This window comes from Novosphingobium sp. ES2-1 (genome assembly GCF_015169775.1).
GTDB classification, from domain to species: Bacteria; Pseudomonadota; Alphaproteobacteria; order Sphingomonadales; family Sphingomonadaceae; genus Novosphingobium; species Novosphingobium subterraneum.
Window position 1 is genome coordinate 411,887 of sequence record NZ_CP063445.1, and the last position, 24,812, is coordinate 436,698.

21 protein-coding genes are annotated in these 24,812 nt (G+C 64.6%); 8 read left to right on the forward strand and 13 right to left on the reverse strand.

Going from position 1 to position 24,812, the window contains the following annotated elements:
* Positions 1-87: 87 nt before the first annotated feature.
* The gene (locus IM701_RS01915) at positions 88-636 is read left to right on the forward strand and encodes a DUF3617 domain-containing protein (RefSeq protein WP_193827623.1); all 549 of its coding nucleotides are present in this window, start codon (positions 88-90) and stop codon (positions 634-636) included.
* 14 nt (positions 637-650) lie between these two features.
* On the opposite strand, the gene IM701_RS01920 is transcribed toward IM701_RS01915, so the two are convergent.
* Complete coding sequence (locus IM701_RS01920; RefSeq protein WP_082013427.1) at positions 651-827, reverse strand: DUF1674 domain-containing protein; 177 nt, start codon at positions 825-827, stop codon at positions 651-653.
* Between the two features lie 73 nt (positions 828-900).
* Between IM701_RS01920 and IM701_RS01925 the strand changes: the two genes are divergently transcribed.
* Positions 901-2,160 (forward strand): RsmB/NOP family class I SAM-dependent RNA methyltransferase, encoded by a 1,260-nt coding sequence (locus IM701_RS01925; RefSeq protein WP_193827624.1) that lies wholly within the window; start codon positions 901-903, stop codon positions 2,158-2,160.
* Between the two features lie 113 nt (positions 2,161-2,273).
* Here IM701_RS01925 and IM701_RS01930 read toward each other — a convergent pair whose 3' ends face one another.
* The 3 genes from IM701_RS01930 to IM701_RS01940 all read right to left on the reverse strand — a co-directional run bounded on the left by IM701_RS01930 (position 2,274) and on the right by IM701_RS01940 (position 4,779).
* Complete coding sequence (locus IM701_RS01930) at positions 2,274-2,639, reverse strand: hypothetical protein (RefSeq protein ID WP_193827625.1); 366 nt, start codon at positions 2,637-2,639, stop codon at positions 2,274-2,276.
* A 452-nt stretch (positions 2,640-3,091) separates the two neighbouring features.
* Complete coding sequence (locus tag IM701_RS01935) at positions 3,092-3,736, reverse strand: hypothetical protein (RefSeq protein ID WP_039336328.1); 645 nt, start codon at positions 3,734-3,736, stop codon at positions 3,092-3,094.
* Positions 3,737-3,771: 35 nt separating this feature from the next.
* Positions 3,772-4,779: a sterol desaturase family protein gene (locus IM701_RS01940; protein ID WP_193827626.1), complete on the reverse strand. Its 1,008-nt coding sequence runs from the start codon at positions 4,777-4,779 to the stop codon at positions 3,772-3,774.
* A gap of 282 nt (positions 4,780-5,061) precedes the next feature.
* On the opposite strand from IM701_RS01940, the gene IM701_RS01945 reads away from it, so the two are divergent.
* Positions 5,062-5,592, forward strand: a complete 531-nt coding sequence (locus IM701_RS01945; protein ID WP_193827627.1) for a biliverdin-producing heme oxygenase — start codon at positions 5,062-5,064, stop codon at positions 5,590-5,592.
* Positions 5,589-8,159 carry an HWE histidine kinase domain-containing protein gene (locus tag IM701_RS01950; RefSeq protein WP_230487762.1) on the forward strand — a complete coding sequence of 857 codons (2,571 nt, stop codon included), beginning with the start codon at positions 5,589-5,591 and terminating at the stop codon, positions 8,157-8,159. The genes IM701_RS01945 and IM701_RS01950 overlap by 4 nt, the downstream gene beginning before the upstream one ends.
* 179 nt (positions 8,160-8,338) lie before the next feature.
* Here the strand turns inward: IM701_RS01950 and IM701_RS01955 are convergent, their stop codons facing one another.
* The 4 genes from IM701_RS01955 to IM701_RS01970 all read right to left on the reverse strand — a co-directional run bounded on the left by IM701_RS01955 (position 8,339) and on the right by IM701_RS01970 (position 13,241).
* Entirely contained in the window at positions 8,339-9,052 is a 714-nt protein-coding gene (locus IM701_RS01955; protein WP_039336239.1) for a M23 family metallopeptidase, read from the reverse strand.
* Positions 9,053-9,237: 185 nt separating this feature from the next.
* Positions 9,238-10,035, reverse strand: coding sequence for a ferritin-like domain-containing protein (locus IM701_RS01960; protein WP_193827628.1), 798 nt, complete (start codon positions 10,033-10,035; stop codon positions 9,238-9,240).
* A 15-nt stretch (positions 10,036-10,050) separates the two neighbouring features.
* Entirely contained in the window at positions 10,051-10,524 is a 474-nt protein-coding gene (locus tag IM701_RS01965) for a peroxiredoxin (RefSeq protein ID WP_039336323.1), read from the reverse strand.
* The gene (locus tag IM701_RS01970) at positions 10,524-13,241 is read right to left on the reverse strand and encodes a bifunctional [glutamine synthetase] adenylyltransferase/[glutamine synthetase]-adenylyl-L-tyrosine phosphorylase (protein WP_230487763.1); all 2,718 of its coding nucleotides are present in this window, start codon (positions 13,239-13,241) and stop codon (positions 10,524-10,526) included. Before IM701_RS01970 ends, IM701_RS01965 begins: the two co-directional genes overlap by 1 nt.
* A gap of 64 nt (positions 13,242-13,305) precedes the next feature.
* On the opposite strand from IM701_RS01970, the gene IM701_RS01975 reads away from it, so the two are divergent.
* Entirely contained in the window at positions 13,306-14,304 is a 999-nt protein-coding gene (locus tag IM701_RS01975) for an agmatine deiminase family protein (RefSeq protein ID WP_193827629.1), read from the forward strand.
* 129 nt (positions 14,305-14,433) lie between these two features.
* Here IM701_RS01975 and wecC read toward each other — a convergent pair whose 3' ends face one another.
* Positions 14,434-15,738 carry a UDP-N-acetyl-D-mannosamine dehydrogenase gene (gene wecC / locus IM701_RS01980; RefSeq protein ID WP_193827630.1) on the reverse strand — a complete coding sequence of 435 codons (1,305 nt, stop codon included), beginning with the start codon at positions 15,736-15,738 and terminating at the stop codon, positions 14,434-14,436.
* Entirely contained in the window at positions 15,728-16,867 is a 1,140-nt protein-coding gene (wecB, locus tag IM701_RS01985) for a non-hydrolyzing UDP-N-acetylglucosamine 2-epimerase (RefSeq protein ID WP_193827631.1), read from the reverse strand. The genes wecC and wecB overlap by 11 nt, the downstream gene beginning before the upstream one ends.
* 106 nt (positions 16,868-16,973) lie before the next feature.
* Between wecB and IM701_RS01990 the strand changes: the two genes are divergently transcribed.
* Together IM701_RS01990 and IM701_RS01995 are read left to right on the forward strand one after the other, a co-directional pair.
* Entirely contained in the window at positions 16,974-18,311 is a 1,338-nt protein-coding gene (locus IM701_RS01990) for a nucleotide sugar dehydrogenase (protein ID WP_230487764.1), read from the forward strand.
* Between the two features lie 45 nt (positions 18,312-18,356).
* A complete protein-coding gene (locus IM701_RS01995; RefSeq protein WP_193827632.1) occupies positions 18,357-19,355 on the forward strand; it encodes a GDP-mannose 4,6-dehydratase in 999 nt (332 codons plus the stop codon).
* 98 nt (positions 19,356-19,453) lie between these two features.
* Here IM701_RS01995 and IM701_RS02000 read toward each other — a convergent pair whose 3' ends face one another.
* Positions 19,454-20,125 carry a glutathione S-transferase family protein gene (locus IM701_RS02000; RefSeq protein ID WP_193827633.1) on the reverse strand — a complete coding sequence of 224 codons (672 nt, stop codon included), beginning with the start codon at positions 20,123-20,125 and terminating at the stop codon, positions 19,454-19,456.
* A 131-nt stretch (positions 20,126-20,256) separates the two neighbouring features.
* Here IM701_RS02000 and IM701_RS02005 point away from each other — a divergent pair, with 131 nt between their 5' ends.
* A complete protein-coding gene (locus IM701_RS02005; protein WP_193827634.1) occupies positions 20,257-22,185 on the forward strand; it encodes a beta-L-arabinofuranosidase domain-containing protein in 1,929 nt (642 codons plus the stop codon).
* Here the strand turns inward: IM701_RS02005 and IM701_RS02010 are convergent.
* Together IM701_RS02010 and IM701_RS02015 are read right to left on the reverse strand one after the other, a co-directional pair.
* Positions 22,182-22,592: a DUF1801 domain-containing protein gene (locus tag IM701_RS02010; RefSeq protein WP_193827635.1), complete on the reverse strand. Its 411-nt coding sequence runs from the start codon at positions 22,590-22,592 to the stop codon at positions 22,182-22,184. The two genes, IM701_RS02005 and IM701_RS02010, sit on opposite strands and share 4 nt — an antisense overlap.
* 43 nt (positions 22,593-22,635) lie before the next feature.
* Complete coding sequence (locus IM701_RS02015) at positions 22,636-24,735, reverse strand: TonB-dependent receptor plug domain-containing protein (protein WP_193827636.1); 2,100 nt, start codon at positions 24,733-24,735, stop codon at positions 22,636-22,638.
* Positions 24,736-24,812 lie beyond the last annotated feature (77 nt).

The window sequence follows — 24,812 nt, forward strand, 5'->3', positions numbered from 1 at the left end:
AGAGTCTCTGGCAGGGTGACGCGACGCACTGGCGCTTTTTCGGCGGAGTGTTAGCCTGCGTGCCGGAACGAGAGAGGACGAGACCCGATGCGTGCTGCAATTGCCCTGATCCCGCTTGCCCTGCTTGCCGCCTGCAACGATGCCGGCACCGTCGACAAGAAGAACGCCAGCACTGCCGAGGTGGCCAAGTCCGTGGCCGATGCGGGCATGAAGCTCAATCCCGGCCGCTGGGAATTGACCATGCAGTTCAAGAAGTTCGAGGTGGAAGATATGCCGCCCGAGGCCAAGGCCATGATGCAGAAGACGCTCGGCGAGACCAGGACCTTCGCCTCCTGCCTGACCAAGGAAGAGGCCGAAAAGCCCGATGGCAAGTTCTTCGGCCAGCAGGGCGAAGACTGCAAGTACGACACCTTCACCATGGGGAACGGCAAGATCGACGCCACCATGACCTGCAAGGGCACGGGCGAGGATGCCGGCAACATGGCAAAGATGACCCTCGCCGGAACCTACAGCCCCGACACTTACGACATGACCATGGACATGAACGGCACTGCCCCCAACGGCAAGGCCATGGTCATGCAGATGGCCCTCACCTCAAAGCACAAGGGCGAATGCAAGGGGGACGAGCAGGGGTAAACACGCCTGCAATTTCAGAAATCGATCGCGATCCCGTTCTTTTCCCAGTCGCCGAAGCGTGTGGGATCAAGGCCATCGGGATCATCACCGCGCTCCATTGCCTTGGGGGCAGGGGCGGGGTCATTGGTCCAGTGCGCGGGCGGAGTGAAGTCCGCGGGGCGCTTCGTCGCACGGGGAGTGGGCTTTTCCATGCCTGCGCAGATGGAGCTTCCCAAGCCGAACTGCAATTGCATATTGGGGCACAAGCGCCGATAGGCTCCCCTGATGGCCCGCTCCACTCCTGCCGATGAAGTCCCCGGCGTTCCCGCCCGCCGCGCCGCGCTGCGCATGCTTGATGCCGTGCTGCACCGGGGCGATCCGCTCGATCAGGCAGCGCCGCCGATCCTGCGCGCGATTGAACGCGCTGATGACCGCGCGCTTGCCCTTGCCATTGCGCAGGAATCTTTGCGCTGGATGGCCGATCTCGATGCGCTGATCGATGGCGCGACCAAGCAGCCTCTGCCCGAGGATGCCAAGGCCCGCTCGGTCCTGCGCCTGATGCTGGCGCAGGCGCTGCGCCTGAACCTGCCCGGCCACGCCATCGTCGCCACCGGGTTGCCGCTGCTCATGGGCGGCCCGCGACGACTGGCGCACGGCGTGTTCTCCGCCGTCACCAAGAGCGGCGCCAAGCTGCCAGAAGCACCCACGCTTCCCCCCGCTGTCGCCGTTCGCTGGCAGCTTACATGGCCCGAACGCATTGGCGCGATCGCCCAAGGCCTCGCCGAACCGCCGCCGCTCGACCTCACCTTGCGCGATCCGGCGCAGACCGCGCACTGGGCCGAACGCCTTGGCGGCCAGTCGCTCGCCCCCGGTCACATCCGCCTCGCCCGCGCCGGTGCCATAGAAGCGCTCGACGGCTTCAGCGAAGGCGCGTGGTGGGTGCAGGACCTCGCCGCCAGCGTGCCCGCGCGCCTGCTGGGCGAAGGGAAGGGCCGTCGCGCCCTCGATCTCTGCGCCGCGCCGGGCGGCAAGACCCTGCAACTCGCCGCCGCCGGGTGGCAGGTCACCGCGCTCGACAAGTCCGCACGCCGCACCGAACGCCTCGCCGAAAACCTCAAGCGCAGCGGCCTCACGGCGCAAGTCGTCGTTGCCGATGCCCTGAACTGGCAGCCCGAACACCCGTTCGACGCCATCCTGCTCGACGCCCCCTGCAGCGCCACCGGCACCTGCCGCCGCCACCCCGACGTCCTCCACCGCCACGCCAACCTCGCCGAACTCACCGCCCTGCAATCCGCCATGCTCGACCGCGCCGCCACCTGGCTCGCCCCCGGCGGCACGCTGGTCTACGCGGTCTGCTCGCTGGAACGCGAGGAAGGCGAGTTGCAGGCGCTGGCCTTCGACAAGCTGACCCCCGCGCCGGTCACCGAGGCCGGACTGCCTGATGGCCTCACCCCCGCCAACGGCCACTTCCGCTCCGATCCCGGTATGCTGGGAGAACAAGGCGGCATCGATGGCTTTTTCGCTGCGCGGTGGGTGAAGGGTTAGGACGCAGCTTGCTTAGTCAAACGGCGGCTATTGAGAGCTGCTGGACCGAAAACCGTCATTCCGCTTGCCACGCCATTGCGGACATTTCGAAGGCCTGCCCTTCGAACACTCTCCTAGCGAAGGTCGATACGCACGCACTCGAACTCCACTGCGTCGCCGACAGCCAGCCCGCGCGGTAATTCTCCGACTTGGAAGATCAACTCGCCAACAGACAACAAGTCGTTTTCGACATCCAAAACTTTCGCAACTCCGAAATGCCGAAAACCTACGTCTCCGGTGCTTTCTATCCGAGGTTCCGCGTCCTCGAACATCAGGCAGATGGCCTCATCGAAGAGTTGCAATGGCTCTGTGACAACTTCGCCTTCGACTGCGTGACATGGATAACTGAAAGCGCGGCAGTGATACTGCCCATCTGTGACAGTCACATCAGCAGATTCAGATTTATGGGCGAAGGGAGTTACGGCAGAAACATACATCATGACATGGTTTTACAGTGCGTGCAGAAGCCTGACCACCGTTAAGGCCGCCATTCGCCAAACCACCCCACTCCCGCCGATAGTACAGCAAGGCTGCAAAACCGATAGCTGCCATTGGTCGAGGTTGGCGGCGACTGGCTGCTTTCGGACATTAGCGACCAAAAGCTGCCGGTCAGGTCACGACGCCATTGCGGTCATTAGCGCATTAGATCACAACGGCTTCATGAAGCGGAGAACGATACTCTTGGCACTCCTTTGTGGACTCATCGGTTCCTGCTTTGGTTTCTGGGTTCGCGGCTACGTTGACAGTGATTCTTGCTATGACGCGGGAGGTGTTTGGGAGAGCCGTGGGGGCTATTGCTATGGAGCGCGTTCAGCGGACGAATAATGTCCGCAAACCACGCAGTTGCGCCATCCAGCCTAGATGCGGTGCTATCCGGTAGCGGAAGTCGCCCCTAACCCTCCCCCGCCAGCCTCCGCCGGAACATCCGCCGCACCAGCCACGGCTCCAGGAACCGCCCAACCAGGTACAAAAACGCGAAGATCCCCGAGAACACATAGGCTGCCGTTGCCGAAGGCTTGCGCTTGCGGCTGCCGCCTTCGCCGTCCTTGGGCTTTTCCGGGGCAGGCGCGCCGAGGAACTTGTCGATCGGGTGCAGGGTCAGGACCGGTTCGTCCTTCTTCTTCTCGTCCTTCTTCGCCCCTGCGGCCTTCTCCTTCGCCTCGGCCTGCGCCTTCTGATAGGCGCCTACCGCAAGCGTCAGCTGGCCAAAGCCGATGAACACGAACGGCAGCAGGAAGCAGAACAGCATGAAGCGGCTGGTCAGGCGATAGCGCAGCACGCGCCCCGTCGCCGTTTCCTCCACCCGCAGCGCACCCTTTTCGAACGTGGCCAGCGTGTCCTGCGCGGCGGGGGAGGGGTTGGCATAGGCAAGGCCTTCGCCCGTCGGCTGAACGCTGTAGCCATCGCTTTCGAACGCCGGCGAAACCCGCGCCAGTGCTTCATCCGCGCCCAGCCCATCGGGTACAGGCACTTCATCTCGCACCGTCCAGATCCAATCGATCAGGCGCTTGGCCGAGCGCGGCTTTTCAGGCGTCATCGGTTGCGTCCAGGGCGATGTCGCAGCCAGACCGCTCATTCCGCCGGAACCGCCGTATGCGCGCCACCCATGTGATTGCCGAATTTGGCACCAAACTTCGCCCGCAGCGTCTTCCACGCCTCGCTGAACGGATAGTGCATCACCTCGCGGATATGCATGCGGCGGCCGCCTTCCATGCCCAGCACTTCGGCCTCGCCGTCGACGCAGGTGCCGAACATCCGGTCGATGATGATCCACGTGCCCGAATAGTTGCTGCGCGTGGCTTCATAATCGAGCGAGTGGTGCACGCTGTGATGCTCGGTCGTGTTGAACAGGAAGCGCCACCAGCGCGGCGTGTTGAAGCGCACGTTGATGTGCTGATAGGTGCTCACCGCCAGGCCGAACGTGCCCGCGATCAGGAAGGCGCGCGGCAGGAAGTCGAAGAAGCCGCCGATGCCGAGGCCGATCAGGAACAGCTCCACCGGATTGCCCACCGCGCCCTTGTTGATGTTGAGCTGGGTGATGAAGTGGTGCGGCGCATGGGTCAGCCACAGCGGATGCCAGTTGTGCATGCCGCGATGCATCCAGTACTGGCCGAAGTCGAACACGAAAGAGATCAGGAACGCCTGCAGCAGCAGCGGCAGCCCGGTGAACCATGCCACCTTCCCGAAGTCGAAGTTGCTCTGCAACATGCCGATGATCGCATCAGACCCGATGAACTGGTCAACGATGCGCAGCACGGTGTAGCCAAGGCCGACATAGAACAGGTCGGTCACCAGTTCCTTCCACGTCAGCTGCCATGAACGGAAGCGCGGGTTCACCCACTCCAGGGCGAGCAGCAGCACCTTGAAGCCGATGCCGATGGCAATGCCGGTCGATGCCACGGCCCATTCGTTCGGCGCATAGTACCAGAAAAGCAGGAAGCCGAAGAAGGTGACCGGTTGGAACCAGGTAAAGAATGCCCGCTTGAAGGGACCTCCTTCCACCTTCGGCACGTTTTCCCAACCGACTGTCACTGGCGCGTCTGCGCCGATGATCCGATTGCCAACCTGAACACCTGCCATCTGCCGACCCTCGATCTGCATGCCATGCGGCGGGAAAAAGGCCCCGCTTCGGGTCGCACTATGGACAGTCCGCTGCGCAGGTATACGCGTCGAATGACGTATGCCCTTTGTGGCGGGATTTCAGGGGCTTGCTCACGGCTCAGCCCCGGAATCAGGCGATCTGCACAGGATTTGAAGTCGGCGCAGGAAACTTTTGCCACGCGATGCGTTCATCGTCGTTAACGCTAGTCTTGTGGTCGGTGGCCGTTGTCGATTCCTGAATTCTCCGGCCAGTCGGCCCGCATGCTCCTTCGCGAAAGCACCCGCCCGGATCACGATCGCGTCGACGCCGCCTTTGCCCGGTTCGACCTTGGCGATCCTGTCGATTACCGCGCGTTCCTTCTCGCCCAGGCGTCGGCCTTGCTCCCGATCGAAGCCGCGCTGACCGCTGCGGGCGTGCAGGAGGTCGTCTGCGACTGGCCGCAGCGGCAACGGGCAAGCCGCATCCTTGCCGACCTCGCGGACCTCGGCCTCGGCACTCTCAGGGCACTGGAGGCGCCGCAGCTTGACTCAACGGCGCAGATGCTGGGGGCTCTCTATGTCGTCGAAGGCTCGCGCCTCGGCGGAGCGATGCTCGCTCGACGCGTGCCCGCGCATCTTCCCTGCCGCTTCCTGTCGGACGCGGACTCCTCGCGCTGGCGTTCGCTGGTCGCGCTGATCGATCACGAACTCGCCTCTCCCGCAAGCCAGGCGGCAGCCCTTGCCTCTGCCCGCGCGGCGTTCGCCCTTTTCGAAGCCGCCGCTCATGCGCAAGCCGGAGTTCGCGTCCCTTGAGCACTGACCCATTGGGCACTGGCAGCGCGGTCGACCTGACCAACTGCGATCGCGAACCGATCCATATCATCGGCACCATTCAGCCCAGCGGCTTCCTCATCGCGTTGACCGCCGACTGGTTGATCGCCCGCGCCTCGGCAAACCTTTCGGAATTCATCGGCTGGGAGCTTGCCGATACCTACGGGCGCTCGCTTGACGAGGTTTTCCTGCCGCAGGCCGTGCATGACCTGCGCAACCGCACCACGATGCTCCGCAACGAAGACGCGGTCGAACGCATGTTCGATGTCCCCCTCGTCGCGGGCAAGGGCAACTTCGACGTCGCCGTCCACTACAGCGGCGGCCAGATCGTCATCGAGGCCGAACCTTCGCGCGGCAGCCTCGGCGACGTCACCGGCATGGTCCGCTCTATGTTTGCGCGGCTCGATCAGTGCAAGAACATGACCGCGTTCTACCGCGAAGGCGCCCGCCAGATCCGCGCGCTGATCCAGTTCGACCGAGTCATGGTCTATCGCTTCGCTCCCGACGGATCGGGCGAAGTCGTGGCCGAAGCCTGCCGCCCCGGCATCGGCCAGTTCCTCGGCCTGCATTACCCGGCCAGCGATATTCCGGCCCAGGCGCGCCAGCTCTACTTGCGCAACGTCCTGCGCGTGATCGGCGACGTCCACGCCACGCCCGTGCCGGTGCTTCCCGCGCTGGACGAGACCGGCGCCCCGCTCGACATGTCGCTCTCGCTGTTGCGCTCGGTTTCGCCGATCCACATCGAGTATCTCAAGAACATGGGCGTCGATGCCTCGATGTCGATCTCCATCATCGTCGATGGCAAGTTGTGGGGCCTTTTCGCCTGCCATCATTATTCGGCCAACAACCCCAACTTCGAACGCCGCGCGGTGGCAGAGCTGTTCGCCCAGATGTTCTGCATGCGCCTCGAAAGCCGCGAGCGGCAGGATACGATGGAGTTCGAACGCCGCGCCCGCGATATCTCCGACCAGCTGCTCGGGGCTGTCGCCTCAGATGAAACGCTGCTGCGCGATCCCGACTGGCTGGCCGACATCCTCACGCACGCCATTGCGGCGGACGGCGTGGGCGTCTGGCTCTCGGGCGGTTATGCCTTCTCCGGCCAGTGCCCGCCCACCGAGGACTTCCGCAGGATCGTCCGCGCGCTGAACACCACTGCCGCCGGCAAGGTCTACGCGACAGATCATATCGGCTCGCTGATTCCGGATACCTATCGTTTTTCCGACAAGGTCGCGGGCCTGCTTGCCATCCCCATCTCACGCTCTCCGCGCGATTACGTCGTGCTTTTCCGGTCGGAGATGGTGCGCTCGGTCCGCTGGGCAGGAGATCCGCACAAGCCCGTCGAGTACGGCCCCAACGGCCCGCGACTGTCCCCGCGCGAGAGCTTTGCCGAATGGAAGGAACTGGTCCGGGGCAAGTCCAGACCATTCACCTCCTCGGAACTGCGCGTAGCCGAAACCCTGCGCGCCACTCTGATCGAGGTCGTTTTGCGCCTGTCGGACGAGGCCACCGCCGAACGCCAGCAGGCAAGCGACCGGCAGGAACTGCTGATTGCCGAGCTAAACCACCGCGTCCGCAACATCCTCGGCCTGATCCGTGGCCTCATCCGCCAGTCGCAGGCGAGCGATCCGGCGCTGGCGGGCTTCGTCAAGCTGATCGACGGCCGCATCCATGCGCTCGCCAGGGCGCACAACCAGATCACCGAGGACCACTGGGGCCCGGCGCCACTGCAATCCCTCATCGACGCCGAGGCGGCGACGTTCATGGTGGACAGCAGGCGCATCCGCAGTTCGGGCGAGCAGGTCATGCTCAATCCGCTCGCCTATTCGACGATGGCCTTGGTCCTTCACGAACTCGTCACCAATTCCAGCAAGTACGGCAGCCTCTCGGTCCCCGATGGTCATGTCACGATCGCCTGGAATTTCTCAGCCAAGGGTGACCTTCTGGTCGCATGGCGCGAGGTTGGCGGTCCGCCCGTGCGCGAACCGCAGCGGCAGGGCTTCGGCACCACGATCATCCAGCGCTCTGTGCCCTACGATCTCGGCGGCGAGGCTGCGGTGCGCTTTCAGGAAAGCGGGTTCAAGGCCGACTTCTGCATTCCCAAGCGCCACGTTGCCGAGGCCTCGGGTGCAGCGCGCGTGATCCATTTTCCCAAGTCAGGGTCCGGCCACGTCGAGGAACCTCCGCAGAACCTGCTCACCGGTCAGCGCGTCCTGCTGGTCGAGGACAGCCTGATCATCGCGCTCGATGCCGAGGATATCCTCTCCCGTCTTGGCGCCGAGTCTGTCGTGACCGCAGGCTCCGTCGACGCCGCCCTCGATCTGATCGACGCAGCCCGGCCGACCATCGCCTTGCTCGACATCAATCTTGGCATCGGCACCAGCTTCCCGATTGCCGATGTCCTGCATGAACGCGAAGTGCCTTTCATGTTCGCAACCGGATATGGCGAGCAGGCAAAGTTCCCGGACGTCCACCGCGCCCGCCCGGTGGTGCAGAAGCCCTATACCATCGGCAACATCGCAAGAGCTTTGGCGACGCTGCTGCCGGACTGAAGAGGTGCTTGAACTCCCCCTCCCGCAGGCGGGGAGGGGCTGGGGGTGGGCATTCGCCGTCAGGCGAAGTTTGCGCAAAGCCTGAGGCACAAACAGAAAAGGGCGCCGTCACCGGCGCCCTTTTCCGCATCCTCTCCAAGATGCTCCGTGATGAAACGGGTCTTTGGCGACCCTGTTCCTTATTCTTCCGGACCGCCGCGGCCTTCGGCCTTGTCGTTCGAGGCATAAAGCGCGTCGCCCTTGCCCTGCATGTAGGGCAGCGGGTTCACAGCTTCGCCCGAAACGCGGACTTCATAATGGAGGTGAGGGCCGGTCGAACGGCCGGTCGAACCGACGTAGCCGATGATGTCGCCCTTGCGGACCTGCTGCCCTTCGGCAACCGCCACGCGCGACATGTGGCCATAACGGGTTTCCATGCCACCGCCGTGATCGAGACCGACGAACAGGCCGTAGCCGCCGAACCATTCAGCCTTTTCCACGACGCCATCGGCGCTGGCGCGGATCGGGGTGCCGGTCGGTGCGGAAAGATCGATGCCCTTGTGGGCGCGGCGGCCGCCGAGCACAGGATGTTCGCGCATGCCATAGCCGCTCGAAAGGCGGGTCATCGCCACAGGCGCCAGCGACGGGATCGAAACCGATGCCTTGCGGATGGTGGTCGGCTTCGAGGAAGGCAGGATGCCGTTGTCGAGCTGCTGCCAGCTGGCGAAGAGGCGGCGGAATTCTTCGTCACCGCGATCGGCCGAGACGCCTGCCTTGGCGGCTTCGGCAGCGCGAAGCGGGGCGGCGATGTCTGCGGAAGCGGCGCTGTTTGCGAATGCCGGCGCGGAAGAGAATGCAACAACTGCCGTAAGGGCGCTGAATACAGTCTTGAAGGTGTTTGTGTTGAACAACATTACGACCCGTACGACCTTTTTCTCGGCTCTCCGCTTCCGGCGTTAGGCCGTGAAGCAGCAAGCCCTGAAACCCCCAGAGCGAACCCGATTTGCGGCAACAGACAGACGTGCGGCCTGTCGCCCGGGATTTTTCAGAGTTGGTCGGAACCCCCCGCCATCTCGTGAATTGGGGTATGCGGGGCAGGTTACTGGCAGGCAACCCCTGCCATCATTTCGCGCGACAAACCGGCTGATCGACGCGCCGAGTCGTTGAACGGTGGCTTAACGGCACCGCGAAAGTGCTGCTGGAGCAAGGTTTTCCAAAGGTCCGCGGGGGATTCGCCCCTCGTTTGGCAGACTGCGGTGAAATGTGTTGTGCCGAACCGCACATGGCGAATTTCATCGTCAACGATTCTTTGCAGGATGCGGGCAGAGCGATCGTCACCGCCTGCCAGAAACCGCTCGACGGTAGCGGGCGTCACATCCAGTGCACGTGCTTCCAGCACCATCGGCACCACGGCCAGCCGAGCCGCCACATCGTGCGCGGTCTCGCGCGCCGCATCCCACAATCCGTCATGCGCCGGCATCGCTCCATAGAAGCTGCCCAGCGTGCGCAAGCGGCGGGAAATCAGCGCGAAATGCATCGCTTCGTCCGCTGCGACTGACAGCCAGTCGTCGACGAACTGCCGCCCCATCTCCGCACCGAATCGTCCCGCCGCATCCAGCGCCAGGTCGATCGCCACGAATTCGATGTGCGCCAGCGCATGAAGCAGGGCGAGCCTTCCGTGCGCTGATCCGCGTCCGCGCTTGGGCATGGCACTGGGCGGCAGCAGCTCCGGCTTGTCTGGCCGGGCCGGATAGTCAGGCATCGCCACGTCGAACACCATCGCCAGCTCACCGCCACGCCAGCGGCGCACCACGTCGCGCGCTGCCATGACCTTGTCCTGCGGCTCAGGCGTCAGCATCACCGCGCGGATGGCGCGGGCGAGGGTAGGTGCGTTCATTGCTCGTGTTGCCGGTCAGAGCGCCTTGGCTGCAGCCAGCACTTCCTCGGCGTGGCCCTTGACCTTCACCTTGTTCCACACCTGCGCAATCTTGCCATCCGTGCCGACAAGATAGGTCGTGCGCTCCATGCCCATGTAGGTGCGTCCGTACATCGACTTCTCGGTCCAGATCCCCAGCGCGTCGGAAACCCCGCCTTCCTCGGCATCGCTGGCGAGCGGCGCGACAAGCGCGTGCTTTTCGGCAAACTTGGCATGCTTCTTCGGCGGGTCCTTGCTGACGCCGAGGACGGCAACGCCCGCGGCCTCGAACTCGCCATGAAGCGCCGAAAAGTCCTTGTTCTCGGTGGTGCAGCCCGGTGTGTCGTCCTTGGGGTAGAAGAACACGACCAGCTTGCGCCCTGCGAAATCCGAAGCCTTCACGCTGCCGCCATCGGGCTTGGTCATCGCGATGTCGGGGAATGCCTCGCCCGTTCCGATCCGCTCGCTCATCATGCAATCTCCAGTTGAATATCGAACACCTGCGCCCAGCCACGGCCCACGCAATGCCGTGCTGCCAGCACCGCATCCAGCAGCGCGTCCCAGCTTTCCAGGCCGCAGGACCGCGCGACGATGCCCCGGCTCGCTTCTGGGGGGAACATGCCATCAGGGGCAACCAGCCGCACCACCACCAGCAATCGCGCCAGCAGGTCATGCGCCTGCCGCATGCCGGCGGGCAGCAGCCCAAGGTCTTCGAGCGCCTGCACCGCCGCGCCAAGATCCGGCGTCTGCGCCAGATGGTCGCGCAATTGCAGGAAATGGACCATGAATTCGATGTCCACCAGCCCGCCCCGCGCCAGCTTCACGTCGAGAGGGCCCTTGGCCGGCTTGTGCTCAGCCATGGTCCTGCGCATTTCCAGCACATCGGCGCGCAGCTTTTCCGGGTTACGCGGGCGCTCCAGCACCCGCGCGATGATCGCCGAAAGCGCCGCCCGGTCCGCGTCGGTCCCGAACATCGCCCGCGCCCGGCACAGTGCCATGTGCTCCCACGTCCAGGCATCCTCGCACTGATACTTCTCGAAGCTGTCGAGGCTTACGGAGATTGGCCCTTGCGCCCCCGAAGGCCGCAGCCGCGTGTCCACCTCGTAAAGCGCGCCCGCCGCCGTCGGCACCGAAAGCGCGGCGATCACCCGCTGCGCCAGCCGGTTGTAGTACAGCGTCGCCCCCAACGGCCTTCGCCCGTCGGATTCGCTCGCATGATCGCCGCTGAACAGGAACACCAGATCAAGGTCCGATGCATGCGTCAGCGCCGCACCGCCCAGCCGCCCGAGGCCGAGGATCGCCAGATCGCTCTCCGGCACCACACCGTGATTGACACGAAACTCCTCGATCGCCGCACGGCCCAGCACCTCGATCGAAGCCTCGGCCACCCGGCTCAGCGCCGCTGCCACCTCAAGCGGATCGCGCTGCCCCTCGATCAGCTGCACCCCCAGCGCAAAGCGCATCTCGCCCACGCGCAGGCGCACTGCATCGAGCAGCCGCTGGTAATCGTCCCCTGCTTCCCCGCGCGAAAGCTCGGCCGCAATCTCGGCAACGCTGCCCGGCAGGTCGAACGCCGACCGGTCGATCAGGATGTCGAGCAGGTCCGACCGTCGCGCCAGCTCGTCCGCCAGGGTCGGTGCGTGGGCCAGCACTCGCATGACGACGGCCAGCAATCCCGGCCGCGCCTCCAGCAGGCGGAACACGTTGATCGCACTCGGCAATCCCTCCAGCAGGTGTTCCCACCGCAGCAGTGCCCGCTCCGGGTCTGGCGCCTCGCACAGCGCACGCAGCAGCTGCGGCCGGATCCGCGCAAACGCCTCGCGCGCCTCGGCGGAGCGCAGGCAACGGTACTGCCCGCCCTCCCAGGCCTGCACCCGCTCGGCAAAGCGATCGACTACCGGGTCGGACTGATCCGGCACCTCCACTTGCACCGCGCCCGTCGGCGCATACGTCTCGATCAGCGCATCGAACCGCCGCCCTACCGTGTCCGAAATCGCCGTCAGTTCCGCCACCAGCGCCGCGCCATCTGCCAGCCCGTCCAGCCGCGCCACGCGATCGAGCGCGGCCGCATCTCCCGGCAGCGAATGCGTCTGCTGGTCCGCCACCATCTGCAAGCGGTGCTCCAGCGTCCGCAGCCGGTCATAGCTCTCGCCCATCACGGCGGCATCCTCGGCCCCGATGATCCCGGCTTCGGCGAGCGCATCAAGGCTCGCCCGCGTACCCCGGAGCCGCAGCGCGGGATTGCGCCCGCCATGGATCAGCTGGTGCGTCTGCGCGAAGAACTCGACCTCGCGAATCCCGCCGCGCCCGCGCTTCAGGTCATAGCCCGGCCCGATCGCCTGCCCCGCCGAATAGTGATCGCGGATCCGCGTGGTCAGCCGCCCGATCTCGGCAATCGCCCCGAAATCGAGGCTGCGCCGCCATACGAAGGGCCGGATCGTATCGAGGAAGGCCTGTCCCCGCGCCACATCGCCCGAAGCCGCCCGCGCCCGGATATAGGCCGCCCGTTCCCACGCCAGCGCGCTCGATTCGTAATGCGTGATCGCCGCTTCGAACGGCAGGGCGAGGGGGCTGACCTCCGAGGCGGGCCGCAATCGCAAGTCCACCCGGAAGACATAGCCATCGCCCGTCACCGCGGACATGATCTCCATCAGCGACCGCGCCACGCGCTGCGCCGCATCGGCAGGATCGTCGCGCTCGCGCCGTGGAAGGACATCGGGATCGTAAAGCAGGATCGGATCGATGTCCGATGAATAGTTCAGCTCCTGCGCCCCGTGCTTGCCCAGCGCTATGGCGGTAAATCCGGTGCTGTCCGCATCGGGCATGCGCCGCCGGATCGCCGCCGCAATCGCCGCGTCGAGCGACCGGTCGGCAAAGTCCGATAGCTCCGCCACCACGCGCCCCAGCGGAAACGCCCCCGCCAGATCGCCGATCGCCACCACCAGCGCCAGCGCCATCCGCTCCCGCCGCAGCGCCACGGCGGCATCCTCGATGCCAGAGCCGGCAGCCTTGGCCCGGGCCAGCGCCCCTTCGATATCCCCTGCCGCCAGCAAGGACTCGACCTCAGGCAAGCGGCCAAGCGCCATCGACAGAAACGGGGAGTGCGCACGCGCGCGGGCAAGGGCGCTTGGGAAATCGGTCATCGTCCGTCCCGAATGCCCCGCTTGCCGCGCGTGATCAAGCGCCATGGAAAACGCCCGCCTTCTGCTCTAAGGCGCGGGGCCAATTCCTCGGATTCCGGACCAGACAGCCATGACCGCCCACTTCACCATGCCCCCCGAATGGCACCCTCAGGACTGGCTGTGGATCGGCTTCCCGCACCTCGCCGAGGAATGGTCGGGGGTGATCGACAAGGCGCAGGAGCAGATTGCTGCCTTCGCCAGCGCCGTCGCCGACAGCGGCCAGGAAGTGCGCCTTGTCGTGCGCGATGCCGCCAACGAAATGCGCGCAAAGTCGCTGGTCTCTGCGGCGGTAAAGCTTGAACGCCGCACCTATGGTGATGTCTGGCTGCGCGATACCGGCCCGCTCGTCGTGCTCGATGAAGCGGCCAATCGCAGCGCCCGCCTGTTCGGCTTCAACGGCTGGGGCGAGAAGTATCTGATGCCGGGCGATCAGGAAATCGGTGCGGATCTCGCCGTTTCGGCCGGCCTCGAATCCTCGAAGGCTGACTGGATTCTCGAAGGCGGTGCGCTGGATGGCGATGGCACAGGCCTCGTCGCCACGACCGAACAGTGCCTCCTCAACCCCAATCGCAACCCGCACCTGACCCGCGCGGACCTCGAGATGCGCCTCAACCGCGATCTCGGCTACACCCGCGTCCTCTGGCTGGGCGACGGGTTGATCAACGACCACACCGATGGCCACGTCGACAATCTCGCCCGCTTCGTCGGCCCGAACCGCCTCGCGCTCCCCCGCGCTACCGGCCCGAACGACCCAAACGCGGCGATCTATGCCGACGCCAAGGCCCGCGCCCAGGCCGCGAGCGTGGACGTGGTCGAAGTTCCGTCGCCGGGCCGCATCGAGTGGGGCGACATGATCCAGCCTGCCAGCTACATGAACTTCGTCATCACCACGAACCTCGTGGTTGTGCCGATCTTCGGCTCGCCCCACGATGAAGATGGCGTCGCCGCTATCGCCGAACTCTTCCCCGACCGCGCCACCATCGGCCTGATGGGCGATGCCGTCCTCGCAGGCGGCGGCGGCTTCCACTGCGCCAGCCAGCAGATGCCGAACGCGGTCTCCAGGCAATAACCGAGCGTCACCGTCACCCCGGGCTTGACCCGGGGTCCCGCTGCCTTCTTGGCCGAGCTGAAACTGAAAAAAGCGGGACCCCGGATCAGGTCCGGGGTGACGAGTTTCTTTACTGATTAGCGGACGGCCTCAACTCGCCAGCCGCAACCCCGCACCAGCCACATCAACCCCCGGCTGATCCGGCCAGATCCCGCGCGTATCGTAGACGGCCTTGCCCGAACGCTCGGCCAGCGGCACCACCTTGAACACATCGTGGTCCACCAGCACGATCAGCACGCCGCACTCCTCCAGCGCGGTATCGAGGTCGATCTGCACCGCACCCGTTCCCTCGAACTCGCGCGGCAACTGGCCCGCATAGGGCTCCACCACGTTGATCCGGCTGCCGAACTTGCGTGCCAGGCTCGCCGCCACATAGCGCGCCGGGCTCTCGCGGAAATCGTCGATGTTGGCCTTGAACGCCAGCCCCAGGCAGGCAACCATCACGCCCGGATGGGCCTCGACCAGCGCCGAGGCCTTGGCGACGACATGGTGCATCTTGCCATCGTTCACGTTGCGCGCGGTGCGGATCAATGGGGTTTCATCAGGAGCGCCCGCCACGATGAACCACGGGTCCACCGCAATGCAGTGCCCGCCTACGCCAGGGCCGGGCTGCAGGATGTTCACGCGCGGATGGCGGTTGGCCAGCCGGATCACTTCCCACACGTCCAGCCCCATCCGGTCCGCCACCATCGAAAGCTCGTTGGCAAAGGCGATGTTCACGTCGCGATAGGCGTTCTCGACCAGCTTGGTCATCTCGGCCGAGCGCGCATCGGTCGTCACGCAGGTCCCGCGCACGAAGCGCTTGTAGAACGCCAGCGCCTTGCGCGCGCAACGCGGGGTGATGCCGCCGATCGAACGGTCGTTGTTGGTCAGTTCCTCGAGAATGCGTCCCGGCAGCACGCGCTCCGGGCAATAGGCGATGGAAACGTCGGGCGTCTCCTTCGTCTTTCCGGGGAACTTGAGGTCGGGCCGCAGCCCCGCCATCAGATCCCGCATCTGCTCAGTCGTGCCGACAGGCGAGGTCGATTCGAGAATCACCGTGTCGCCTGCCTTGAGCACCGCCGCAACTTGCGTCGCAGCCGCAAGCACATAGGAAATGTCCGGCGTGTGATGTCCGTCCTTCTCGAACGGCGTCGGCACCGCGATCACGAAGACGTCGGACGGCGCGATCTGCGTCGATGCGCGCAGCAGCCCGCGCTGCACCACGCCATGGACGAGTCCATCAAGGTCGACTTCCTCGATATGGATCTCGCCGCGATTGATCGTGTCGACCACGTGCTCCGACACGTCGAGGCCGAGCACCTTGCACCCTGCGCGGGCTATGATGGCAGCGGTTGGAAGTCCGATATAGCCGAGCCCGACAACACAGACGTCCGGCTTCACATCACCCATCATTCGCCAGCAACTCCACGATACGGCGCGCCGATTGCCCATCCCCGAACGGGTTGTGCGCACGCGCCATGGCCGAATAGGCAGCCTTATCGTCGAGCAGGGTGAAGATTTCGGTAACGATGGTGTCCACGTCGGTGCCGACCAGCTTCGCGGTCCCGGCGGTCACGCCTTCGGGCCGCTCGGTCGTCTCGCGCATGACCAGCACCGGCTTGCCCAGCGCAGGGGCCTCTTCCTGCACGCCACCCGAATCGGTCAGCATGATCTCGGCCACGGACAGAAGGCGGGCGAAGTGCGGGTAATCCAGCGGCTCGATCATTGCCACGTTGGGCAGACCGTTGAGCGCCGCGTCCATCACCTTGCGCACATTGGGATTGGGGTGGACCGGAAACACCACTGCCACGTCCTCGCGCGCAGCAATCTGCCGCACGGCCTCGGCAATGTTCTCCAGCCCCCCGCCAAAGTTCTCGCGGCGATGGCTGGTCACGCCGATCACGCGCTTTCCCGCAAACCGCGCCTCGATTTCGGCAAGCCCGGAAGCAAGCGCCGGTTCGGCCTCGATCTTTGCCGAAACCCATTGGAGCGCATCGATCACCGTGTTGCCGGTCACGTGTACGCCCTTGGCATCGACATTCTCCGCCAGCAGCGCCGCTGCCGAAACATCGGTCGGCGCAAAGTGCAGCCTGGCAATCGTGCCGATGATCTTGCGGTTCACCTCCTCGGGCCAGGGGTGATAGATGTTGTGGCTGCGCAGCCCCGCCTCGACATGGGCCACCGGCAGCTTGCGATAATAGGCGGCCAAGGCGCCGGCCATCGCGGTCGCGGTGTCGCCCTGAACCACCACCCAGTCGGGGTTCACCTGATCCATCACCTTGGCCAGTTCCGTCAGCAGCGCAGCCGTCAGCCCGTCGAGCGTCTGGTCCGGCTTCATCAGATCGAGGTCGTAGTCCGGCACGATCCCGGCAATCTCCAGCACCTGATCCAGCATTCCGCGATGCTGCGCCGATACGCAGGTCACAACGCGCGTGCGCGGATCGGCCGCAAGCGCGTGGACCACGGGAAACATCTTGATCGCTTCGGGGCGGGTGCCAAACACCACGAGGATCGTCTTTGGGAGGATGGCCTTTTCCGTCATGGCGCTTCCAATATCGGCTGAGTGTTAACCGTGAAATAAGAGCCTCGATTTAAGCAAGGCGGCGATCCGGCGCTTCAAGCGTCAACCATGAAAGGCCGCCTGTCCCGTGACAGTCCAGTTCCCGACGCTTGCTCCTGCTCCAGTTCCCGGTCACCCTCGGGGCCTCGATCCGCTGGTTTCGGCGACTACCCGCGTCACCGTGCTCGGCCTTGGTTACGTCGGCCTGCCGCTGGCTGTCGCGCTCGCCAAGAAGTTCTTCGTCACCGGCTTCGACATCGACGTCCAGCGCATTTCCGAATTGTCCGAAGGGCATGACCGCACACGCGAGATCGAGCCGGCGCTGCTTTCGATGTCGAGCCTTGGCCTCACCTGCGATGCCGGGGTCTGCCCGCCGAGCGACTTCTACATCGTCACCGTGCCAACGCCCATCGACAACCAGAATCGACCCGACCTGCGCCTTGTCGAATCCGCCTCGCGGACGGTCGGCAAGATGCTGCCCGCTGCCGTCAAGGAAGGGCGCGCGCCTGTCGTCGTGTTCGAAAGCACCGTCTATCCGGGTGTCACCGAGGACATCTGCGGTCCGATTCTCGAGGAAGTTTCCGGCCTCAAGTGCGGTCAGGACTTCTTCCTCGGCTACAGCCCGGAACGCATCAACCCCGGTGATCGCGAACATACCATCGAGCGCATCACCAAGGTCGTCTCCGGCCAGACGCCCGAAGTGCTCGATCGCGTGGCCGATCTCTATGGCGCGATCACGTCTGGCGGCGTGTTCCGCGCCGCCTCGATCAAGGCTGCCGAAGCCGCCAAGGTGATCGAGAATGCCCAGCGCGATATCAACATCGCCTTCATGAACGAGATCACCCAGATCTTCTCGAAGATGGACCTCTCAGTCTGGGATGTGCTGGCAGCGGCCGGCACCAAGTGGAACTTCCTGCCCTTCACCCCCGGCCTCGTCGGCGGGCACTGCATTGGCGTCGATCCCTATTACCTCTCGGCCCGCGCCGAAGCCCTCGGCCACGATCCCCAGGTGATTCTCGCCGGGCGCGGGGTGAACGATGGCATGGCGCAATGGGTCGCGCAGCAACTCCATGCCCAGCGCGGCGGCAAGCCGGGCACGGTCCTCGTCCTTGGCCTGACGTTCAAGGAAAACGTGCCGGACCTGCGAAATTCCAAGGTCGCTGATGTCGTCGCCGAACTCGAAGCGCTCGGCCACGAGGTCGCCGTCCATGATCCCCATGCCGACAACGCCGAGGCCATGCTCGAATACGGCATAGAGCTGGCGGGCGACGCCTTCGATCAGACCTTCGACCTCGTCTTCCTCGCCGTGCCGCACAAGTACTACCTTGCCGCAGGAGCAGACCGCATCGCGTCACTGGTGGCGCCGGGCGGCACATTGGCGGACCTCAAGGGCGTGCTGGGTGACCGCGCCGACTGGAAACTCTGATCGCTGCCTTCTAGGCTGACGGCAACGCAACATACTGGAACTTCAATGCGCGTCCTCGTTACCGGAGCCGCCGGCTTCATCGGCTATTCGCTCATCACCCGCCTGCTGGCGCGGGGAGACGAGGTCGTCGGCGTCGACATCGTCAACGATTATTACGACGTCAGCCTCAAGGAAGCGCGCCTCGCCCGGCTGGTGGAGCAGGGCGGTTCGCGTTTCTCGTTCTGTCGCAATGACTTCGCCGATTACGCAGCCCTTGTCGCCGCGCTGGAAGGCAAGCAGTTCGAACGCATCGTCCACCTCGGCGCGCAGGCCGGGGTGCGCTATTCGATCGAGAATCCGCACGCCTATGTGCAGTCCAACCTCGTCGGCCACCTCAACCTTCTCGAAGTCGCCCGCCATCGCGGCGCGGAGCACATGGTCTATGCCAGTTCCTCCTCGGTTTATGGTGGAAATACAAAGCTTCCCTTCTCGGTGGACGACCGCGTTGATCACCCGCTCTCGCTCTACGCCGCCACCAAGAAGGCGGACGAACTGATGAGCGAGACCTACGCCCATCTCTACCGCCTGCCGCTGACAGGCCTGCGCTTCTTCACCGTCTATGGCCCATGGGGCCGCCCCGACATGATGATGTGGCTGTTTACAAAGGCAATTCTGGCGGGCGAGCCGATCAACGTCTTCAACCACGGCGACATGTACCGCGATTTCACTTATGTTGACGACATCGTCAGCGGCGTCATCGCCTGCCTCGACAACCCGCCGCCGGACGACGGTTCGGTCAAGGCCGGGGGCAGCGAGAAGCCCCACCGCCTCTACAACATCGGCAACCACAAGTCCGAGCACCTGATGAAGGTCATCGCGATTCTGGAGGAGCAGCTGGGGCGCAAGGCCGAGATGAATCTGATGCCGATGCAGCCCGGCGACGTCCGCCAGTCCTTCGCCGACATCGATGCGATTTCAGGCGACCTTGGCTATCGTCCGACGACGAGCATCGAGGTCGGGGTGCCCAACTTCGTGAAGTGGTACAAGGACTACCACGGGTTGTGACCTTGCGCCCCGGAGTTGCGGGGGAGTTCGCGAGAGTTGCCGCTTTGCCCCCGGGAGTTGGGGGTGAGTCAGGGGTGAGTTGGAAAACCCCGGTTTCGTCAGGCGTTCACGTCGGCATAGTGGCTCGGTGGCTGGATCACGTCCATGCGTTCGGCCAGGAGCGGGCGGAAGCTGGGGCGGCTCTTGAACACCGAATACCACCCGCGCGCCTGCTCGTGCCCCGACCAGTCGATCCCGCCGAGATAGTCGGCCACCGAGATCTGCGCGGCGGCGGCAAGATCGGCCAGGCTCATCGTCGAGCCTGCCAGCCAGGGCCGGTTGTCGATCAGATAATCGATATAATACAAGTGCTCATCGGCCAGCCGCATTGAATCGCGCAACCGCTTGCTGTCTGGCGGGCTGCGATAGACCAGCCGCTTCTTCATCCGCTCTTCCAGCAGGGGCAACGTGACGTCGGCATAGAAATTCTCGTCGAACAGGGCCACCAGACGGCGGATCTCCGCGCGGTTCACCGCCGTGCCGTTGATCATCGGCGTCTTGTCGATGGTCTCTTCGAAATACTCGCAGATCGCGCGGCTGTCGGCCAGAACCACGCCGCGTTCAGGGTTCTGGATTGCCGGAGTGCGATAGGCGGGGCTCAGCTTCCCGAACGCCTCGGTCCGCTCCCACGGGTTCTCCCGCACGAGATCATAGGCCACGCCCTTCTCGCTGAGGAGAAGGCGCACCTTGCGGCTGAACGGACACAGGGGAAATTGATGTAGCTGCCACATGCGTGGAAGCTTTGCGCGGGGAGCGACGCAGGGTCAAGGACATGCGGCATGCTGCGTGCTTGACCACAGTAGTGACAAGTCCGCTCTTGGCAGTTAGTCTGACTAATTCCGAACTCTTGCAAGTGGCAGGCATGACTGTAATCCCCCTCGGCCTTGGTGCGACCCGGCGCTCGTTTCTTCAGGGAGCAAGCGTGCTTGGCCTGTTCTCGCATAATGTCAGCGCGTTCGCGGCAGCTGCAAAACCGGGGCGGGCACAGGCCATGAACCGGGTCCAGCCTTTCGACATGTCTGACATAACGCTGGCCGAGAGTCCGTTTCTCCATGCCCAGCGCATGACCGAGGCCTACCTCCTGCGGCTGTCGCCTGACCGGATGCTGCACAATTTCCGCAGGAATGCGGGGCTCGAGCCGCGCGCGCCGGTCTATGGCGGATGGGAGTCCGAGAAGACCTGGGAGGACATCAATTGCCACGGTCACACCCTCGGCCATTACCTTTCCGCCTGCGCACTTGCCTGGCGCGCCACTGGCAAAGCCGAATATCGCAACCGCATCGAATACATCGCCAGCGAGCTTGCGGCGTGCCAGAAGGCTTCGGGTTCAGGCCTCGTCTGCGCCTTTCCCAAAGGTGCGGCGCTGGTGGTCGCCCATCTGCGCGGAGAGAAGATCACCGGGGTTCCGTGGTACACGCTGCACAAGGTCTACGCCGGCCTGCGCGACGCGGCGCAACTGGCGGACAGCGACAGGGCGAGGGACGTGCTGATGCGGCTCGCGGACTGGGGCGTCATCGCGACGCGGGACCTTTCCGACGAAGCGTTCGAAGCGATGCTGGATACCGAGCATGGCGGCATGAACGAGATCTATGCCGATCTCTTCGCGATGACCGGCAAGGCGGAGTATCGGACGCTTGCCCTGCGCTTCTCTCACAAGGCCATCCTGCGTCCGCTGGCAGAACGCCGCGATCATCTCGACGGGCTGCATGCCAATACGCAAGTGCCCAAGATAGTGGGATTCCAGAGAGTTCATGAAGTGACGGGCGCGCCGGAGTATCACCGCGCCGCGCAGTTTTTCTGGCAGACCGTCACCGGCCCGCGGGCCTTCGCCACCGGGGGGCATGGTGACAACGAACATTTCTTTCCCATCGCAGATGGCGCGGCACACGTCTTTTCCGCCAAGGGTTCGGAGACCTGCTGCCAGCACAACATGCTCAAGCTCACGCGCGCCCTGTTCATGGCTGAACCCAAGGCGGATTACGCCGACTATTACGAAGGGACGCTGTACAACGGCATCCTCGCCTCGCAGGACCCTGACAGCGGCATGGCGACGTACTTCCAGGGCGCAAGGCCGGGCTACATGAAGTTGTACCACACGCCCGAGGATTCGTTCTGGTGCTGCACCGGAACAGGCATGGAGAACCACGTAAAGTATCGGGATTCCATCTATTTTCACGACGCGGACGCGCTCTGGGTCAATCTGTTCATCCCTTCCGCTGTGCGCTGGCGCGGCATGGGGGCGGAACTCGCGCAGGAGACCGCATTCCCGGAAAAGGCAGAGACCTTGCTGCGGTGGAAGTGCGCCCGGCCGTTCGAGGCGACGCTGAACCTGCGTCACCCCAGCTGGAGCCGGACGGCCCGCGTTCTGGTCAACGGGGCAGAAGTCGAGACGTCAAACGAACCCGGGCGTTTTCTCGCGGTGCGCAGGACATGGCGCAACGGTGACACGGTTGCTTTGCAACTGAAGATGGAAACGACCGCCCAGGCCCTGCCGGCAGCGGACGACATCGTGGCGTTCAAGCATGGGCCGCTGGTGCTTGCCGGAGCGCTGGACCCGGTTCCGCAGGGTAGCGACATCGTGGTCAACGAGCGGCTCTATGGTGCCTACAACGATGCACCGGTGAAGGTCCCGCACCTGGCTGGCGAGGCTCAAGATCTGGCGAAAGCGATCCGCAGCAGGGCCAAACCGCTGGAGTTCGAACTGCCGGCGGCGGATGGCTCGGCTATCCGGCTGTTGCCGTACTTCAGGATCGCCCACCAGCGCTACGCGACCTATTGGAAACTCGCCTAGCGCTTGCGCGCCGGCTCCTTTGCCAGATTGAACGCCACCGCCGCACGAATCAGTGCAACGAAGGCCTCGCCATCAAGCGCATCGCCCTCGCGCAGATCGATGGCACGGCGCGTGCCGCCGGTCAGGCTGGCATTGAACAGGCGATCAGGATCGGGCAGCGCCGCGCCGTGGGCGAAAGTCAGCTTCACGTAGGCCTTGTAGACCTCGCCGGTGCAGATCACGCCGCCATGCTCCCAAGTCGGCACGCCTGCGGGATTCGTGGGTTTTGCCCACTTCACGCTTTCGATCACGTCCGGGTCGGCGCGATGGATAAGCTCCCGCACTCGAGCGAGCATCTTGCCGCGCCAGTCGCCAAGCTCGGCGATGCGGGCGTCTATTCGGCTGGCGGGAGAGGCTTGCTCGGTCATCGTCTGAGGTTGGCAGTCAATGCCTTATAGATAAACAGGAATCTCAGATGCTCCCCTTCACCGTCAGGGTGAAGATCGGGCCGATCAGGCGATCGCGGGTCTCGACGAAGGCGATGGGCGAATTGGGGCGGGGGCCGTCGAAGACCTCGCGGTCCCAGCGCTGGCGGCCGTTGAGCAGGTTGTTGGCGCTCGCTTTCACCGTCAGGCCCATGACGTTCTTGTGCTCGAGGTAGACCCCGGCAAACACTGGTCCTTCATAGGCGCGACCACGCTCGAAGCGGCGGTGGTAGAGCGACTGGTGGTTGTATTCGTAAGATGCGCCTGCCGCCCAGTCCGTACCTTGGAAGTCCTGGCGGAAGTTCAGCTCCCAGTAGCGGTCGGTGATGCCGCCATAGGGGATGTGGTTGGCGGGATCGAACGGATCGCGCAGCTTTGTGAAGGTCAGCTCGACGTTGAAATCGAGCCGCGCGCCTTTCCAGCCAAGCGGATCGAACTGCAGCGTGGTGTTGCTGACAATCTGCCGTTCCTGCGCCGATCCGACGTTGCCGATGGATTCGCCGTTCGTGCCGATCGGGATCACGGTCACGTAATCCTGCACATTGCGGCCGACGAGGCGCAGCTTGGTCGAGCCCAGCTTGCCGAAGGTGCGATTGAGTTCGAGTTCGGCCGACCAGTCCTGCTGCGGCACGAGATCGGCGTTGCCGCTGTTGGCATTGCCATCATCGAGGAAGCGGCGGGCAAGGAAGTCGTAGAACGAAAGCTGGCCGACCGAGCGCTTGATCTTGAACGAGACATCGAGGCTTGTTGCAGCCTTCCAGCCCAGCGAGAGCGAGCCTTTGGGCCGGAAGAACGAGCGGCTGAGGTTGCCGTCGGGGCCTGTCGCGCCAGTCTGCATCAGCGTCGATTTCTCGGCGCCGGCGATCAGCTGCAAGGTCAGGGTGCTGGAAAGCGGGCGGCTGAACGAGAGGCTGGCATCATAGCGGTCTTCTTTCACGCCGCCGGTGCCTTCGGGGAAGGGGATCTCCACGAACTGGCCGGTGTCATCGAGTTCGGCAAGGCTGGCGACGTTGCGCAGCGAATTGAACGCGCCTTCTCCCGCGAGTTGCCAGTCTCCGCCCAGCATCTTCCAGGAATATTCGCTGCGAACGATGCGCTCGCTGCTGTCGCCGGTCTGGGCGAACCGGTCACCCACAGCGGGCGAGCCGTCACCAAACGTGGTCACGACCTGCTGGCTGTAGGGCTCGTGCTCCTCGCGGTTGAGGCCGATCAGCTTGAGGCGGCCGGGCCCAAGCGCGAACTCGTAATCGCCGCCGATTTCCCAATTGCGGGCGGAGGATTTGTCGATCAGGTCGCGCACCACGGTCGAGCCATCGACATTGGTGCGTACCGAGTGTTCGGTGAACCGGCGGGGCACGCGCTGGAACGAGCCGTTGAGGTTGGCGATGGACGAGCCGGGGCCGTCGATGGTCAGGCGCACAGCGAGCTTGGGATCATCGCGGTTGGCCTTGACGACGTCCTCGCGGGTCTGGATCACCGCGCCGTTGCGGTCGGTGATGATCGTCGGCCCACCGGCTGCGCCGCGATTGGCGTTGTTGGTGAGGCTGATTGTGTATTCGACCGGCCCCTGGCGGCCCGATACCGACACTTCGCCGTTGGTGTAGCGCGGGTCTGCATAGTGTGCGCGGTATTCCGGGCTGTAGCGGAACTGGCCGGAAAAGCTGGAGGAGCGGGCAACGACATTGGCGACCTGTCCCGTGAGGCCGGGGATGTCGAGCTTGGCGCCATCGACCAGTTCGATACGCTCGACGGTGGAGGCCGGGATGCGCGAAAGCTGGGTCCAGATATCGTCCGACTTGGATGACAGGCGCTTGGAGTTGACCAGCACGTTGCCGCTGGCCTGGCCGAGGCCTCGCGCTTCCTCGCCTTCGCGGATGGTGAAGCCCGGAACCTGGCGCAGCATGTCCAGGGCATTGCGCGGGGCGAAGCGTTCGAAGTCCTTGGGCGTGAACGTGCTGCGGCTGCCGGTCGTCTGGGCGGCGGGTGGGGCAGTTTCGGGGGCTTCCTCTGCGGCGCGCACCGGCATGGCAAGGGCAAGCATGGCACAACCGCACAGCAGCGGGATTTGTTTCGATAGAAACTTCATGCCCCGCCGATGGCGCAACTCTGCAGGGCTGACGCGACAGGCTCGACCAACGACATGCGTGGGCCGACCAAAGCATG